A 15,453-nucleotide genomic window follows, 5' to 3' on the forward strand; every position below is an offset into this window, starting at 1 on the left:
GAGGCCCCGATGTACGAATCTCCCAGTTGGTTGCATGAGTTGTGGGTGGCCCGCGACGTGTTGTGGCAAGGGTTTTTGACCAGTGTGCAGTGTTCGGCCCTGGCGATTTTGCTGGGCACGCTGCTCGGGGTTTTCTCCGGCCTGGTGCTGACCTACGGCAAGTTCTGGATGCGCGCGCCGTTTCGTTTTTACGTGGACGTGATTCGTGGCACGCCGGTGTTCGTGCTGGTGCTGGCGTGCTTTTACATGGCCCCGGCGCTGGGCTGGCAGATCAGTGCGTTCCAGGCCGGCGCCCTGGGGCTGACGCTGTTTTGCGGCTCCCACGTCTCGGAAATTGTGCGCGGCGCCTTGCAGGCATTGCCGCGCGGGCAAATGGAAGCGAGCAAGGCGATTGGCCTGACCTTCTATCAGGCACTGGGCTACGTGCTGTTGCCCCAGGCGCTGCGGCAGATCCTGCCGACCTGGGTCAACTCGTCCACCGAGATCGTCAAGGCCTCGACCCTGCTGTCGGTGATCGGGGTGGCCGAGTTGCTGCTCAGCACACAGCAGATCATCGCCCGGACCTTCATGACCCTTGAGTTTTACCTGTTCGCCGGATTTCTGTTTTTCGTCATCAACTACGGCATCGAGTTACTCGGCCGGCACATTGAAAAGCGGGTGGCCTTGCCATGAACCAGACACAAACCAATGCACAAAACGGCCAACCCTTGCTGGACATTCGCGGCCTGCACAAACGTTACGACCAGCTCGAAGTGCTCAAGGGCGTCGACCTGACCATGCAGCGCGGCAACGTCGTGACGCTGATCGGTTCCAGTGGCTCGGGCAAGACCACGCTACTGCGTTGCGTCAACATGCTCGAAGAGTTCCAGGGCGGGCAGATCCTGCTCGACGGCGAGTCCATCGGTTATGACGAGGTCAACGGCAAGCGCATACGCCACGCGGAAAAAGTCATCGCCCGCCATCGCGCCATGACCGGCATGGCCTTCCAGCAGTTCAACCTGTTCCCGCACCTCACCGCGTTGCAGAACGTCACCCTGGGTTTGCTCAAGGTGAAAAAGCTGCACAAGGACGAGGCGGTGGCGCTGGCGGAAAAATGGCTGGAGCGCGTCGGCCTGCTGGAGCGCCGCGATCACTATCCGGGACAGTTGTCCGGCGGCCAGCAGCAGCGCGTGGCGATCGCCCGGGCCATTGCGATGAACCCGAGCCTGATGCTGTTCGACGAAGTGACTTCGGCGCTGGACCCGGAGCTGGTCAGCGAGGTGCTCAACGTGATCAAGGGCCTGGCGGACGACGGCATGACCATGCTGCTGGTGACCCACGAAATGCGCTTCGCCTTCGAGGTGTCGGACAAGATCGTTTTCATGAACAAGGGGCGCATCGAAGAGCAGGGGCCACCCAAGGAACTGTTCGAGCGCCCGCAGTCGCCGCGTCTGGCTGAATTTCTCAAAAGCACGCGGTTTTAAACACTCAATTTTCAATCAGGAGAAACACTCATGAGCATCACTCGTTACGGCACCGGCAGTTCCGCCGCTGGTGGTACGCCGCGCCCTTTCGCCCGTGCCGTTGAAGCCGATGGCTGGCTTCACGTCTCAGGCCAGGTGCCGGCGCTGGATGGCGAGATCATTGTGGGTGGCATCGTCGAGCAGACCCACCAGACCATGAAGAACCTGATCGCGATTCTCGAAGAGGCCGGCTATGGCCTGGAAGACGTGGTCCGTGCCGGCGTGTGGCTGGACGATCCGCGGGACTTCACCAGTTTCAACAAGGTCTTCGCCGAGTACTTCAAGCCCGAACACGCCCCGGCCCGGGCCTGTGTGCAGGCGAGCATGATGGTCGACTGCAAGGTTGAGATCGACTGCATCGCGTACAAGAAAAAGGCCTGATTCTCGCCGGCTCTTGTAGGAGCTGCCGAAGGCTGCGATCTTTTGCCGTTTTTTGGATGGGCCGCAAAGGCAAGATCAAAAGATCGCAGCCTGCGGCAGCTCCTACAGGTAACCAAGTGAGCACACTGACATGACCGAAGACACCATCAAGCGCCGGGCACGCGGTCTGGACCGGGCGTTCGATATCCTCGATTTCCTCAAGGAAGTCGGCCAGCCCCTGCGTCCGAACGACATCGCCAACGGTATCGGCAGCCCGAAATCCACCGTTTATGAACTGGTGGCCTCGCTGCTCGAACGTCGGATTCTGGAACCGGTGGGCAAGGACGGTCACGTTTACCTCGGCCGTCAGCTGTACTTCCTTGGCCAGGCGCATCTGCGCCATTTCGACCTGACCCGCGAGGCCGATCATGCCTTGCAGGAAATCGTCAGCCAGACCCGGGAAACGGCGCAGATGTGCCTGCTCAACGGGCGCAAATACACCGTTGCGCTGATGAAAGAGGGGGAGCGGCATTTCCGCATTTCCTCGGACATCGGCGAAAACGCACCGATCCCCTGGACCGCGTCCGGGCGCCTGCTGCTGGCGCACCTGAGCGATCAGGCAATCGTCGATCTGATCGACCACGACGACTTCATCCTGCCCAACGGCGAACGCTTGCCGCTCGAGCAGTTTTTGCAGGAAATCCGTCAGGCCGGCATCGACGGCTTTTTCTCGTTCGATAGCGTGGCCGACACCTTTACCCATTGCTTCGCCGCTCCGGTCAAAGACCCGAATGGCGTGGCGATTTGCACCTTGTGCATCGTCGCCCCGCGCGCCGATGCCAAGGCTCATTACAACGACTACCGCCGGGTGCTGATCGAGAGCGCGAACAGCCTGGCCCGTCGCATCAACGAATAACAGCGGCTGCCCGCAGCCGCGAATGTGAGGAGTTCGACCATGTCTTCTGCCCCCAATACTGCCGCCGTGGAAAAGGGCTTTGCCCAGACTGGCGCCAACCTGGTCCGCGACGTCAGCCTGCCGGCCCTGGTGCTGCACCGCGAAGCGCTGGAGCACAACATTCGCTGGATGCAGGCATTTGTCAGCAACAGCGGTGCGGAGCTTGCGCCCCACGGCAAGACCAGCATGACCCCGGCGCTGTTCCGCCGCCAACTGGATGCCGGCGCCTGGGGCATTACCCTGGCCAGCGCCACGCAAACCCGCGCGGCCTACGCCCATGGTGTACGTCGGGTGTTGATGGCCAACCAGCTGGTGGGCACGCCGAACATGGCGTTGATCGCCGATCTGCTGGCTGACCCGACGTTCGACTTCTATTGCATGGTCGATCACCCGGACAACGTGGCGGACCTGGGCGCGTACTTCGCCAGTCGCGGTGTGCGCCTGAACGTGATGATCGAATACGGCGTGGTCGGCGGTCGTTGCGGTTGCCGCAGCGAACAGGAAGTCCTCGACCTGGCCAAAGCCATCGCCGCACAACCGGCACTGGCCCTGACCGGCATCGAAGGTTACGAAGGGGTGATCCACGGCGATCACGCCATCAGCGGCATTCGCGCCTTCGCGCAGTCGCTGGTGCGCCTGGCGGTGCAGTTGCAGGACAGCGGCGCGTTCGCCATCGTCAAGCCGATCATCACGGCATCCGGTTCGGCCTGGTATGACCTGATCGCCGAAGAGTTCGAGGCACAGAACGCTGGCGGGCGTTTCCTCAGTGTGCTGCGTCCGGGCAGCTATGTGGCGCACGACCACGGTATCTACAAGGAAGCGCAATGCTGCGTGCTGGACCGTCGCAGCGATTTGCAGGAAGGCCTGCGTCCGGCGCTGGAAGTCTGGGCCCACGTGCAGTCGCTGCCGGAACCGGGCTTTGCGGTGATCGCCCTGGGCAAGCGCGATGTGGCCTACGACGCCGGTCTGCCGGTGCCGCTGCTGCGTTACAAGGCGGGCGTAGTGCCTGCCAAGGGCGACGATGTCGCCGGTTGCAAGGTGACGGCGGTGATGGACCAGCACGCGTTCATGACCGTGGCGCCGGGGGTGGATTTGCGGGTGGGCGACATCATTTCGTTCGGCACCTCGCACCCGTGCCTGACGTTCGACAAATGGCGCACGGGGTGTCTGGTGGATGAGCAGTTGAACGTCATCGAGAACATGGAAACCTGTTTCTAAGGCTCAAGACCGCGGCGCGGCCATCGCGAGCAGACTCGCTCCTACAATGGAATGCGTTTTCCTGTGGGAGCGAGCCTGCTCGCGATGGCGGTAGCCCAGACACCAAAGCTCCATCAGAGACTCCACACCCATGAACACCATCAACACCCTGGGTCCCAACACCCCACGCATCGCCCTGATCGGCGAATGCATGATCGAGTTGCAGCACCGCGCCGACGGCAGCCTGCAGCAGAGCTTCGGTGGCGATACCCTGAACACCGCCGTCTACCTGTCCCGTGAACTCGGCGCGGCCGGCAGCGTGGATTACGTCACCGCGCTGGGCGATGACAGTTTCAGCGATGCCATGTGCCAGAGCTGGGCCGAAGAGAACATCGGCCTGGAAATGGTCCAGCGCCTGCCCGGCCGATTGCCGGGCCTGTACTGCATCCAGACCGACGCCGCGGGCGAGCGGCGCTTTCTCTACTGGCGCAATGAAGCGGCGGTACGCGACTGCTTCACCACCCCGGCCGCAGAGCCGATCCTCGCAGCGCTGCCGGATTACGACGTGCTGTATTTCAGCGGCATCACCCTGGCGGTGCTGGGTGTGCAGGGTCGGAAAAAACTGCTGGAAACCTTGATCGAAGCCCGGCAGCGCGATGCGCGAATCGTTTTCGACAACAACTATCGACCACGGCTGTGGGCCTCGGTCGAAGAGGCGCGGGCGGCGTATCGCAGCGTGCTGCCCTATGTCGACCTGGCGCTGTTGACCGTCGATGACGAACAGGCACTGTTCCATTTTGCCGATTGCGCGGCGGTGTTCGAGGCCTACGAGCAGATTGGCACCCCGGAAGTGGTGCTCAAGCGCGGCGCCGAGGCGTGCCTGATTCGTTGTGAGGGTGAGTCGTTCGAAGTGCCGGCGCAGAAAGTCGAGCGGGTGGTGGACACCACGGCGGCGGGGGATTCGTTCAGCGCGGCGTATCTGGCCAGCCGGCTCAAGGGCGGTAGCCCGGTAGAGGCGGCTGAAGCGGGGCATCGGTTGGCGAGTCGGGTGATTCAGGTGCCGGGGGCACTGATTCCCAGGTAAGCGCTGGATGGCCGCTGGCTGCGCCATCGGATCGCGAGCAGGCTCGCTCCCACAATGGAATGAGGTCAACTGTGGGAGCGAGCCTGCTCGCGATAGCGTTCTACAGCCAACAAATCAATCCCGGAAAAACACCTGCACCAGGTGATACCCGAACTTGCTCTTGATCGGCCCATGCACCACCCGCAGCGGTTTCTTGAAGATCACTGCATCGATCGCCCCGACCATCTGCCCCGGCCGCACTTCACCCAGGTCGCCGCCGCGTTTGCCGGACGGGCAGGTGGAATACTTCTTGGCCAGCACGTCGAACGCTTCGCCCCTGGCGATGCGTTGTTTGAGTTGCTCGGCTTCTTCCGAGGTTTTCACCAGAATATGGCGGGCTTGAGCTTTCATGGGGCAGGTACCTGGTAACGGGGTCACAAAAAGTGCGGGCGCGATTATGCCCTAACTCACTCCGGTTGGCCGATCATCGTGCGAATCTTGTTCGCCAACAGATCAATGGAAAACGGCTTGGCCACCATGTCCATGCCTTCTTCGAGAAAACCCTGGCGTTCTGCGGCCATCTGCGCGTAACCGGTCATGAACAGCACTTTGATCCGTGGCCGGTGCTGACGGGCGATTTCCGCCAGTTGCCGGCCATTCATTCCGGGCAGGCCGACGTCGGTGACCAGCAGGTCGACCCGCATATCCGATTCGAGCAGGGGCAGGGCTGTCTTCGCGTCTTCGGCTTCGAAGGCGCGATAACCCAACTCCGTGAGCAGGCTCAGCACCAGCATGCGGACCGCCGGATCGTCTTCCACCAAAACCACGGTTTCCCCGGCAAGCGCCGACGGTGCCTCGCTGATGATCGGCGACAGCACATCTTCAGATTCCACCTCATCCAGGCGCGGCAGATACAGGCGCACGCTGGTGCCCTGGCCGGGCATGCTGAACAGGCTGACGTGCCCGCCCGACTGCTGGGCAAACCCGTAGATCATCGACAACCCCAGCCCGGTGCCCTGGCCGATGGGCTTGGTGGTGAAGAACGGATCGAAGGCCTTGGCCAGTACCTTGGGGGTCATGCCGGTACCGTTGTCACTCACGGCGATCATCAGATAGTCGCCGGCCTTGACCGGTTCCAGAATGTTCACGTCACTGCCGTCGAGGTACACGTTGGCGGTTTCGATGCACAGTTGGCCGCCATCGGGCATCGCGTCCCGGGCGTTGATCACCAGGTTGAGCAGGGCGTTTTCCAGTTGGCTGACATCGGTGCTGACTGACCAGAGGTTTTGCGCCAGTTGCAGTTTGAGCTCGATGTGGTCGCCCTTGGTGCGGCTGAACAGGTCTTCGAGTGAGTGGATCAGGTCGTTGGCATTGAGCGGTTTGCGGTCCAGCGACTGGCGCCGGGAGAACGCCAGCAAGCGATGGGTGAGGGCGGCGGCACGGTTGGCCGAGGACACCGCCGCTTCGGTGAAGCGGGCGATTTCCGTCGTGCGCCCGTCGGCAATGTAGCGTTGCATCAGGTCGAGGCTGCCGATGATCCCGGTGAGCATGTTGTTGAAGTCATGGGCAATGCCGCCGGTGAGCTGGCCCACGGCTTCCATTTTCTGCGCATGGCGCAAGGCCTCTTCGGCGCGTTCGCGCTCGAACATCTCGTTTTGCAGGCGCTGATTGGTTTCGGCCAATTGCCGGGTGCGCGCGGCGACCCGTTCTTCAAGGGTCTCGTTGAGATTGCGCAGGGCTTCCTCGGTCTGTTTGCGCTCGGTTTCGTCGATCACGAAGATATAAAAACCGTTCACCGCGCCATCCGCACCATGGCGCGGCAAGTAGTTCATCAGCGCGTGGCGGATGCTGCCGTCCCGGTGCGGCGTGCTGATGCTGAAACAGCAGGGCCTGCCGGACAGCGCCTGGGCAATGTACTCGGCGCGCAATGCGTAGGCTTCGTCGCCAAGTACCTCACGCACGGTTCGGCCATAGAGCTCCTGGGGCGTCAGGCCGTACCAGTCCAGGTACGCGGAATTGTTCAGGCGAAAGCGTTCCTCGCGGTCGACGTAACTGATCAGGATCGGCATGGCGTTGATGATCAGCTGCAGCTCGGTCTGGCTCTGGCGCAGCGCCTGCTCGGTGTTCTTGCGCTCGGTCAGGTCCAGGGCGGCGCCGAGGAAACGGATCGGCCGGCCATGGTGATCCTTGTAGCAACGACCGCGGGCAAATACCCAGCGCAATTGGCCATCGGCCTGCAAAAGGCGGTATTCCTCGGCGTATTCGGTGCCTTCATTGATGCAGTGCTTGATGCTGCGGGCGATCAGGGCACGGTCTTGCGGATGGACAGCATGCAGATATGCGCTGATCGGCAATTGCCCGGCCATGGCCGGATCGATGCCGTGCAATTGCGCGAAGCGGGCGTCGGCGATGAACTGGTCTTCGCTGATATCCCAGTCCCAGGTGCCCACCGCGTCGGTGGCGGCGAGGGCCAGTTGCAGGCGTTCCTCGGTGTCCTGTTGCGCCTTGAGGCTGGCGGCCGAGCGCTGTTCCAGCTCCAGGGCGATGCGTCGGCGCTCGTTGGTTTCGATGGCGGTGACCAGGATGCCGGCCACTTCGGCCTTCTCGTCGCGGATGGGGCTGTAGGTCAGGTCCAGCCAGAAGTCGGAATCCTTGCCGTCACGCTGCAGGGTGAAGCGTTGTTCGCTGTAGCTGCGTACCTGGCCCTGTAGGACGGCACTGTAAATCGGGTCGGTAAAGTCCTGAAGCTCAGGCCAGATCAGGTGTGTCGGCTGTCCGAAAGCGTGCGGGTGCTTGCTGCCGGCCAGCAGGGCGAAGCCGTCGTTGTAGATCTGTGTCAGTTGCGGTCCCCAGAGCAACAGCATCGGCATCGGCGAATGAATCACGATGTCCACGGCGGTGCGCAGGCTCTGCGGCCAGGTACTGGCGTCTCCCAGGGGGCTGTTTGCCCAGTCCAGCCGGGCGATCAGGGCCTGGGCATCGCTGCCGGTAGGTGATGCACTCATCGAGGTTTCCTGAACATGAGTCTTTATGACGACGTCTACTATGTTGTTGAGCGGTTTGCCGGGGCCCGGTTCGGGTCGTTCTTTCAATTGAATGCTTCGCAGGTGCTTTTTGCCATGGAAATCGATGCGTTGTTAAAACGACTGGCCAGCCAGGCTGGATCCGACCTCTACCTGTCGACCGGCGCGCCGCCCAGTGCGCGGTTCGAGGGTGTGCTCACGCCATTGGCAGAGCAAGCGTTCAAACCGGGGGAAGTCGCGGTCATGGCCGCCTCCATCATGGACGCCGAACAACGTCTTGAGTTCGATCGTGAACTGGAAATGAACCTGGCGATTTCCCGGCCAGGGGTCGGCCGCTTCCGGGTCAATATCTTCAAGCAGCGTAACGATGTATCGATGGTAGTGCGTAACGTCAAACTCGACATTCCGCGCTACGAAGACCTCAAGTTGCCGCCGGTGCTGCTCGAGACCATCATGCTCAAGCAAGGCCTGATGCTGTTCGTCGGTGCCACCGACTCGGGCAAGTCCACGTCGCTGGCGGCCTTGATCGATTACCGAAACCGGCACAGCCGCGGGCATATCGTCACCATCGAAGACCCCATCGAATTCATCCATCGGCATAAAAACTCGATCATCAACCAGCGCGAAGTGGGCGTGGACACTCGAAGCTTTCACATGGCCCTGAAAAACACCCTGCGCCAGGCGCCGGACGTGGTGCTGATCGGCGAAATCCGCGACCGCGAGACCATGGAACACGCGCTGGCCTTCGCTGACACCGGGCATCTGGTGATCTCCACCTTGCATGCCCACAACGCCAACCAGGCGCTGGATCGCGTGATCAATCTCTTCCCCGAGGAGCGCCGGGGGCAATTGCTCCACGATCTGGGCAACAACCTCAAGGCCTTCGTGTCCCAACGGCTGGTGCGCGCCCTCGACGGTGGGCGACGAGTGGCGGTGGAGGTGCTGCTCGGAACGCCGACCGTTGGCGATCTGATCCGCCTCAATCGTTTTGGCGAGCTCAAGGAGATCATGGAGAAATCCACGGCCCAGGGCATGCAAACCTTCGATGCGGCGCTGTATGAACTGGTCGTGGAGGGCGCGATCAGCGAGGAAGAAGCGTTGAAAAATGCCGATTCGGTGAACAACCTGCGCTTGCGGCTGAAACTGCATGCCGAAAGCACGCCGGGCGCGCATTCCCCGCCGGGCGACTGGGGCCTCATGGACTGACGCAATCCCTGTAGGAGCTGCCGCAGGCTGCGATCTTTTGATCTTGATCTTTAAAATCAAAAGATCGCAGCCTGCGGCAGCTCCTACACAGGTCGCATTTCAATTCTGGAGTTCAGGGCGGTCGCGAAATTGCTCCAGCGCTTCGGGATTGGCCAGGGCATCGGTGTTCTTCACCTTCTGCCCATGCACCACATTGCGCACCGCCAGTTCGACGATCTTGCCGCTGATGGTCCGGGGGATGTCGGTGACCACGACAATCTTCGCCGGCACATGGCGCGGCGTGGTGTTGGTGCGAATGACCTGACGGATCTGTTGTTGCAGCGCCTCATCCAGTTTCACGCCGTCTTGCAGGCGCACGAACAACACCACCCGCACGTCGTCCTGCCACTGCTGACCAATCGCCACGCTGTCGATCACCTGGGGGACTTTTTCCACCTGGCGGTAGATTTCCGCCGTGCCAATGCGCACGCCGCCGGGATTGAGTACCGCATCGGAGCGCCCGTGGATCATCATCCCGCCATCGGGCAGTTGCTCGGCGTAGTCACCCTGGGCCCAGACACCGGGGAACTGGCTGAAATACGAGGCGCGCAGCTTTTCGCCATCCGGGTCATGCCACAGGCCGATGGGCATGGCCGGGAAGTGCCGGGTGCACACCAGTTCTCCTTTTTCGCCGATTACCGGCCGACCGTCGTCGTTCCAGACTTCGACGGCCATGCCCAGGCTCTTGCCCTGCATTTCACCACGGCGCACCGGTTGCAGGGGATTGCCGTTGGCGAAACAGGAAATGATATCGGTGCCTCCCGACATCGATGCCAGGCACAGGTCGAGCTTGAGGTCGCGGTACACGTAGTCATAGCTCTGCGGCGATAGCGCGGAGCCGGTGCAGAGCAGGGTTTTCAGGCTGCCCAGATCGTGACTTTGCACGGGTTTGACGCCGCTGCTTTCCAGGGTGGCAAGGAACTTGGGGCTGGTGCCGAAGACGCTGATGCGTTCGTCGTCGATCAGGTCGATCAAGCGTTCCGGGACAGGCTCGAACGGCGAGCCGTCGTACAGCACCACGGAACTGCCGACTGCCAGGGCCGAGACCAGCCAGTTCCACATCATCCAGCCGCAGGTGGTGTAGTAAAACAGGCGTTCGCCGGGGCCGAGGTCGCAATGCAGGCCGTGTTCCTTGACGTGTTGCAGCAGCACGCCGCCGGTGCCATGGATGATGCATTTGGGCACACCGGTGGTGCCGCTGGAGTAGAGGATGTACAGCGGATGGTCGAAGGGCACGGCGACGAAGTCCGGTTCGCCGCCCGGAAAATAGAAGTCGTCCCAGAGCGTGATATTGGCACGGGTATGGAAATGGAAATCCTCGATGTGCGTGTCGGGCTGCGCGTAAGGCACGACGACCAGCTGCCGCAACGACGGCAGGCGCCCGAGAATTTCGTTGAGCTTGACCCGTTGGTCGATCTCCTTGCCGGCATAGCGGTAGCCGGCGCAGGTCACCAGTACCTTCGGCTCGATCTGGCCGAAACGGTCAATCACCCCTTGGGTGCCGAAGTCGGGCGAAGAACAGGACCAGATCGCCCCGAGGCTGGTGGTGGCGAGCATCGCCACCAGGGTTTGCCAGGTGTTGGGCATGCACGCGGCCACCCGGTCGCCGAGGCCGACGCCGGCGGCGATCAAGCCATTCTGGAAACCGGCGACATGCTCGGCCAGTTCAGCCCAGGTCAGGTGTTCGCGCTGCCCGTTCTCCGCCACGGCGATTACCGCGATGGCATCGTCGCGGCGGCGTAGCAGGTGTTCGGCGAAGTTCAGGGTAGCGCCAGGGAACCACTGGGCGTCGGGCATTTGCGGGCCTTCCACCAGCACCGCGTCGGGTTGCTGATGAAAGCGGATATCGAAGAAATCGACGATCGCCTGCCAGAAGTCCGGGCGCTGGTCGATGGACCATTGATGCAGGGCGGGGTAGTCATCGAGGTGCAGGTGATGGCGCTTGATGACAAAGCGCCGAAAGGCCTCCATGCGAGTCCTGGCGATACGCTCGGCGCTGGGTTGCCACAGTATTTCGGACATGATTTGCCTCTTCTTGTAATCGGATCGTTCCCACGCTCTGCGTGGGAATGCCTCAACGGACGCTCCGCGTTCGGCTCTTGGGACGCAGAGCGTCCCGGGCTGCATTCCCACGCAGAGCGTGGGAACGATCATTTGCAGGTTATTGTGCCAGCCACCCACCATCCATATTCCACGCCGCGCCCCGCACCTGGCTGCCAGCCTCGCTGCACAGGAACAGCACCAGCTCGCCCAGTTGCGGCGGGGTGACGAATTCCAGTGACGGCTGCTTCTCGGCCAGCAGGTCATGTTGCGCCTGTTGCGGGTCGATTCCGCTGGCGGCGCGATCGTCGATCTGTTTCTGCACCAGCGGCGTCAAAACCCAGCCCGGGCAAATCGCGTTGCAGGTGACGTTGCTGGTGGCGGTTTCCAGGGCGACGACTTTGGTCAGGCCGATCACACCATGCTTGGCCGCCACGTAAGCCGCCTTGCCCGTCGATCCCACCAGACCATGTACCGAAGCAATGTTGATCACCCGGCCCCAGCCCTTGGCGCGCATGCCCGGCAGGCTCAGGCGGGTGCTGTGGAATACCGATGACAGATTGATGGCGATGATCGAATCCCAGCGCTCCACCGGGAACTCGTCCACCGGCGCCACATGCTGGATGCCGGCGTTGTTCACCAGAATGTCGACGCCACCGAATTCACGCTCTGCGTAGGCGATCATGTCGGCGATCTGCGCCGGATCACTGACATCGGCGGGGTGATGGCCGACCTTGCCACCGTATTGCGCGACCTCGGCGATCACGGTCGACGCATCGCCGAAACCGTTGAGGATCAGATTGGCGCCAGCCTTGGCCAGGCTCAGGGCTATGCCCAAGCCGATGCCGCTGGTGGAGCCGGTGACCAGTGCGGTCTTGCCCGTAAGAGTCGTCATGAATACCTCACACAATGCCAGTGGCGTAGAAAGTGCCGATCACCACGAAAACCGCCAGGGTCTTGATCAGCGTAATACAGAAAATGTCTTTGTAGGCCTCGCGGTGGGTCAGGCCGGTGACCGCCAGCAGGGTAATCACTGCGCCGTTGTGCGGCAGGGTGTCCATGCCGCCACTGGCCATCGCGGCCACGCGGTGCAGTACTTCCAGCGGGATGTTGGCGGCGTGGGCGGCGCTGATGAATTGCTCGGACATTGCTGCCAGGGCGATGCTCATGCCACCCGAGGCGGAACCAGTGATACCGGCCAGCAAGGTCACGGTAATCGCTTCGTTGACCAGCGGATTGGGGATGCTCTTGAGCCAGTCGGCCAGCACCAGGAAGCCCGGCAGCGAGGCGATCACCGCACCGAAGCCGTATTCCGACGCAGTGTTCATCGCCGCCAGCAGCGCACCGCTGACCGCACTTTTGCTGCCTTCGGCCAGTTTGCTGCGGATCGCCTGGAAGCCGAACGCCAGCACCATGAGGATGCCCACCAGCAGCGCCGCCTGTACCGCCCAGATCGCGGTGAGCTTGGCGACATCGGTGGTGACCGGCGTTGCCATGCCGGCCAGCGCCAGGCTATGAGTCTTGCCATACCACTGCGGAATCCACTGGGTGAACAACAGGTTCATGATGCCCACCGCCAGCAATGGCGACAGGGCGATCCAGGGGTTCGGCAGCTTGAGGTCGGCGGCGGTTTCCGGCTCGTTGCGCAGGTCGGTGCCATAGCCTTCGCCGCTGCGCTGGGCCTTGTTGCGCTGGCGCTGGAGAAACAGCATGCCGGCGCAGAACACGAAGATCGTGCCGATCACGCCCAGCCACGGCGCTGCCCAGGCGGTGGTGTTGAAGAAGGTGCTGGGGATGATGTTCTGGATCTGCGGGGTGCCGGGCAGGGCGTCCATGGTGAACGAGAACGCGCCGAGAGCGATGGTCGCCGGGATCAAGCGCTTGGGAATATTGCTCTGGCGGAACATTTCGGCGGCAAACGGATAGACCGCGAACACCACCACGAACAGCGAAACACCGCCATAGGTGAGCAGGGCGCAGACCAGCACGATCACCAGCATCGCCTGGCGCGTACCCAGCAAGCGGATGGCCGCAGCGACAATGGAACGCGAGAAACCCGACAACTCGATCAGCTTGCCGAACACGGCACCGAGCAGGAACACCGGGAAATACAGCTTGATGAACCCGACCATTTTCTCCATGAACACACCGGTGAAGGCGGGCGCGACGGCGGAAGGGTCAGTCAAAAGGACAGCGCCGAGGGCGGCAATGGGGGCAAAGAGGATAACGCTATAGCCGCGGTAGGCAGCCAGCATCAGCAGCGCGAGGGCTGCCAAGGCAATGATCACACTCATGGTGTGTCTCCTGGGATTGTTATTTTTGTAGGGTGAAACTTTGTAGGAAAAGTCTTTAGCGACTTTCGTGCCAGAAGGTTAAGTTGTTGAAATATAAGGAAATATTTAAAATTTCAATATTGGCTTCAGGATTTCTGTCTCTGTTCAGAGACATTCAGAGGTTGCAATGGCCTCATCGCGAGCAGGCTCGCTCCCACTGGTTGTAAGTGTTCTGAGGAAAAATGCAGTCAAATATGGGAGCGAGCCTGCTCGCGACGATCTGTCTAACTATAGAGATTCATGTCTCTTTATTGAGACTCAGCAATCCCCAGCGCCACCATCTTCTTGTACAACGTCGACCGCCCAAGCCCCAACCGCGCCGCCGCTTCAATCACCTTGCCCCCGCATTGCGCCAGGGTGGTTTCGATCAATTGCCGGTCGAAGCGCTCCCGTGCGGCACTGAAGGTCTCGTGCCCCAGTGGTTCGATGGCCAACGGTGCCGTCCGTTGAACAGGGGTAAAGGTACCGATCGCCGCGCGAATGTCCGCCGCCGAAAGCCGCAAGTCATCACTGAGCAACGCTGCCCGCTCCAGCACATTGCGCAATTCGCGAATGTTCCCCGGCCAGGCATGCCGGCCCAGCAATTCCAGCGCTTCACTGTGCAACTCATGCTGGCTGCGCAGCTCTTCAAGGATCGCCTCACTGAGGGCAGGCAGATCGTCGAGACGGTCGCGCAACGGCGGCACGTGGATCGGCAGGACGTTGAGGCGGTAATACAGATCGGCGCGAAACTCGCCGCGCTTGATCGCGGCTTCCAGGTCGGTAGAGGTCGCGGCAATGACCCGGACATCGCTCTGGATCACCTCATTGGAACCGACCGGTTCGAATTCCTTTTCCTGCAATACCCGCAACAGTTTGCTTTGCAGCGGCAGCGGCATGTCGCCGATTTCATCGAGAAACAGCGTGCCGCCCTGGGCGATCTGCAACTTGCCGGCACGGCCCTTGCGGTCGGCACCGGTGAAGGCGCCCGGGGCGGTACCGAAGAATTCGGCTTCCAGCAGTGACTCGGGAATCGCCGCGCTGTTGATACTGACAAATGCCTTGTGCGCCCGGGGCGAGGCGTTGTGGATCGCCTGGGCCAGCAACTCCTTGCCGGTGCCGGTTTCGCCGAGCAGCAGCACCGGTGATTCGGTGCTGGCACTGCGCCGGGCGCGGCGTTTGACTTCGAGGCTGGCGGCGCTGGTGCCGATGAAGTGGGCGAAGTTGTACTTGGTCTGCCGCGCCCGCAGCAGCGAACGCGTGGACGCAAGCTCTTCCTGCATGCTCATGTAGCGCTTGAGCATCGGCGACAGGCTGCGCAACTCGTCGAACAGGGCAAAGCCGATGGCGCCGATCACCTCGCCGGCATCGTCGTGAATCGGCAGGCGCATGACCACCAGCGGTTCCTTGGGGGTGTCCTGCATGTCCAGCAGAATCGGCCGGCCGGTGCGCACCACTTCGCGCAGCAGGCTGCCGGGGATCACGCTTTCACAGGCCTTGCCGATGGCACCTTCGGCCGAGGACAGGCCGAAGCGGCGGGCGTAGCGTTCGTTCATCCAGACGATGTTGGCATCGCGGTCGACGATCACCGTGCCTTCACTCGATTGCTCGATGATTTCGAACAGCGAGCGGATCGCCAGCAGGCGGACGCGCTGGTAGTCCTTGAGGCTTTCGGTGGTGTTCATAGATTGATCCTGAAGTTGTGTTGCCTGTGCCGGCCTCATCGCGAGCCGGCTCGCTCCTACAGTTGGTAAGT

General features: G+C 61.9%; 13 protein-coding genes. 7 read left to right on the forward strand and 6 right to left on the reverse strand.

Going from position 1 to position 15,453, the window contains the following annotated elements; genetic code table 11:
• Positions 1–9 precede the first annotated feature (9 nt).
• The 6 genes from ABTV29_RS13015 (at position 10) to ABTV29_RS13040 (ending at position 5,098) form a co-directional block, all read left to right on the forward strand.
• Positions 10–672 carry an amino acid ABC transporter permease gene (locus ABTV29_RS13015; protein WP_110963248.1) on the forward strand — a complete coding sequence of 221 codons (663 nt, stop codon included), beginning with the start codon at positions 10–12 and terminating at the stop codon, positions 670–672.
• Positions 669–1,463, forward strand: coding sequence for an amino acid ABC transporter ATP-binding protein (locus tag ABTV29_RS13020; RefSeq protein ID WP_433770795.1), 795 nt, complete (start codon positions 669–671; stop codon positions 1,461–1,463). The genes ABTV29_RS13015 and ABTV29_RS13020 overlap by 4 nt, the downstream gene beginning before the upstream one ends.
• A 30-nt stretch (positions 1,464–1,493) precedes the next feature.
• Positions 1,494–1,883: a RidA family protein gene (locus ABTV29_RS13025; RefSeq protein ID WP_207265681.1), complete on the forward strand. Its 390-nt coding sequence runs from the start codon at positions 1,494–1,496 to the stop codon at positions 1,881–1,883.
• A gap of 130 nt (positions 1,884–2,013) precedes the next feature.
• Complete coding sequence (locus tag ABTV29_RS13030; RefSeq protein WP_110963245.1) at positions 2,014–2,778, forward strand: IclR family transcriptional regulator; 765 nt, start codon at positions 2,014–2,016, stop codon at positions 2,776–2,778.
• A gap of 39 nt (positions 2,779–2,817) precedes the next feature.
• Positions 2,818–4,035 (forward strand): amino acid deaminase, encoded by a 1,218-nt coding sequence (locus ABTV29_RS13035; RefSeq protein WP_433770798.1) that lies wholly within the window; start codon positions 2,818–2,820, stop codon positions 4,033–4,035.
• Positions 4,036–4,165: 130 nt separating this feature from the next.
• Entirely contained in the window at positions 4,166–5,098 is a 933-nt protein-coding gene (locus tag ABTV29_RS13040; RefSeq protein ID WP_433770800.1) for a sugar kinase, read from the forward strand.
• A gap of 114 nt (positions 5,099–5,212) precedes the next feature.
• On the opposite strand, the gene ABTV29_RS13045 is transcribed toward ABTV29_RS13040, so the two are convergent.
• Positions 5,213–5,488 carry a peptidylprolyl isomerase gene (locus ABTV29_RS13045; protein ID WP_433770801.1) on the reverse strand — a complete coding sequence of 92 codons (276 nt, stop codon included), beginning with the start codon at positions 5,486–5,488 and terminating at the stop codon, positions 5,213–5,215.
• 56 nt (positions 5,489–5,544) lie between these two features.
• Complete coding sequence (locus ABTV29_RS13050) at positions 5,545–8,082, reverse strand: PAS domain-containing protein (protein WP_433770803.1); 2,538 nt, start codon at positions 8,080–8,082, stop codon at positions 5,545–5,547.
• 114 nt (positions 8,083–8,196) lie between these two features.
• Here ABTV29_RS13050 and ABTV29_RS13055 point away from each other — a divergent pair, with 114 nt between their 5' ends.
• Positions 8,197–9,306, forward strand: coding sequence for a PilT/PilU family type 4a pilus ATPase (locus ABTV29_RS13055; RefSeq protein ID WP_433771863.1), 1,110 nt, complete (start codon positions 8,197–8,199; stop codon positions 9,304–9,306).
• 99 nt (positions 9,307–9,405) lie between these two features.
• Here ABTV29_RS13055 and ABTV29_RS13060 read toward each other — a convergent pair whose 3' ends face one another.
• The 4 genes from ABTV29_RS13060 to ABTV29_RS13075 all read right to left on the reverse strand — a co-directional run bounded on the left by ABTV29_RS13060 (position 9,406) and on the right by ABTV29_RS13075 (position 15,382).
• The gene (locus ABTV29_RS13060; RefSeq protein ID WP_433770805.1) at positions 9,406–11,367 is read right to left on the reverse strand and encodes an acetoacetate--CoA ligase; all 1,962 of its coding nucleotides are present in this window, start codon (positions 11,365–11,367) and stop codon (positions 9,406–9,408) included.
• 139 nt (positions 11,368–11,506) lie between these two features.
• A complete protein-coding gene (hbdH, locus tag ABTV29_RS13065) occupies positions 11,507–12,280 on the reverse strand; it encodes a 3-hydroxybutyrate dehydrogenase (RefSeq protein WP_433770807.1) in 774 nt (257 codons plus the stop codon).
• A 7-nt stretch (positions 12,281–12,287) separates the two neighbouring features.
• Positions 12,288–13,679, reverse strand: coding sequence for a GntP family permease (locus ABTV29_RS13070; RefSeq protein WP_433770809.1), 1,392 nt, complete (start codon positions 13,677–13,679; stop codon positions 12,288–12,290).
• Positions 13,680–13,966: 287 nt separating this feature from the next.
• The gene (locus ABTV29_RS13075) at positions 13,967–15,382 is read right to left on the reverse strand and encodes a sigma-54 interaction domain-containing protein (RefSeq protein ID WP_433770811.1); all 1,416 of its coding nucleotides are present in this window, start codon (positions 15,380–15,382) and stop codon (positions 13,967–13,969) included.
• Positions 15,383–15,453: the final 71 nt, after the last annotated feature.

The organism is Pseudomonas putida (assembly GCF_050989985.1).
GTDB lineage: Bacteria > Pseudomonadota > Gammaproteobacteria > Pseudomonadales > Pseudomonadaceae > Aquipseudomonas > Aquipseudomonas putida_AI.

What these genes read in the sequence shown, in the direction of transcription:
- ABTV29_RS13015 (WP_110963248.1), top strand. Translation starts at nt 10, where the DNA reads ATGTACGAATCTCCCAGTTGGTTGCATGAGTTGTGGGTGGCCCGCGAC.
- ABTV29_RS13020 (WP_433770795.1), top strand. Translation starts at nt 669, where the DNA reads ATGAACCAGACACAAACCAATGCACAAAACGGCCAACCCTTGCTGGAC.
- ABTV29_RS13025 (WP_207265681.1), top strand. Translation starts at nt 1,494, where the DNA reads ATGAGCATCACTCGTTACGGCACCGGCAGTTCCGCCGCTGGTGGTACG.
- ABTV29_RS13030 (WP_110963245.1), top strand. Translation starts at nt 2,014, where the DNA reads ATGACCGAAGACACCATCAAGCGCCGGGCACGCGGTCTGGACCGGGCG.
- ABTV29_RS13035 (WP_433770798.1), top strand. Translation starts at nt 2,818, where the DNA reads ATGTCTTCTGCCCCCAATACTGCCGCCGTGGAAAAGGGCTTTGCCCAG.
- ABTV29_RS13040 (WP_433770800.1), top strand. Translation starts at nt 4,166, where the DNA reads ATGAACACCATCAACACCCTGGGTCCCAACACCCCACGCATCGCCCTG.
- ABTV29_RS13045 (WP_433770801.1), bottom strand. Translation starts at nt 5,488, where the DNA reads ATGAAAGCTCAAGCCCGCCATATTCTGGTGAAAACCTCGGAAGAAGCC.
- ABTV29_RS13050 (WP_433770803.1), bottom strand. Translation starts at nt 8,082, where the DNA reads ATGAGTGCATCACCTACCGGCAGCGATGCCCAGGCCCTGATCGCCCGG.
- ABTV29_RS13055 (WP_433771863.1), top strand. Translation starts at nt 8,197, where the DNA reads ATGGAAATCGATGCGTTGTTAAAACGACTGGCCAGCCAGGCTGGATCC.
- ABTV29_RS13060 (WP_433770805.1), bottom strand. Translation starts at nt 11,367, where the DNA reads ATGTCCGAAATACTGTGGCAACCCAGCGCCGAGCGTATCGCCAGGACT.
- hbdH (WP_433770807.1), bottom strand. Translation starts at nt 12,280, where the DNA reads ATGACGACTCTTACGGGCAAGACCGCACTGGTCACCGGCTCCACCAGC.
- ABTV29_RS13070 (WP_433770809.1), bottom strand. Translation starts at nt 13,679, where the DNA reads ATGAGTGTGATCATTGCCTTGGCAGCCCTCGCGCTGCTGATGCTGGCT.
- ABTV29_RS13075 (WP_433770811.1), bottom strand. Translation starts at nt 15,382, where the DNA reads ATGAACACCACCGAAAGCCTCAAGGACTACCAGCGCGTCCGCCTGCTG.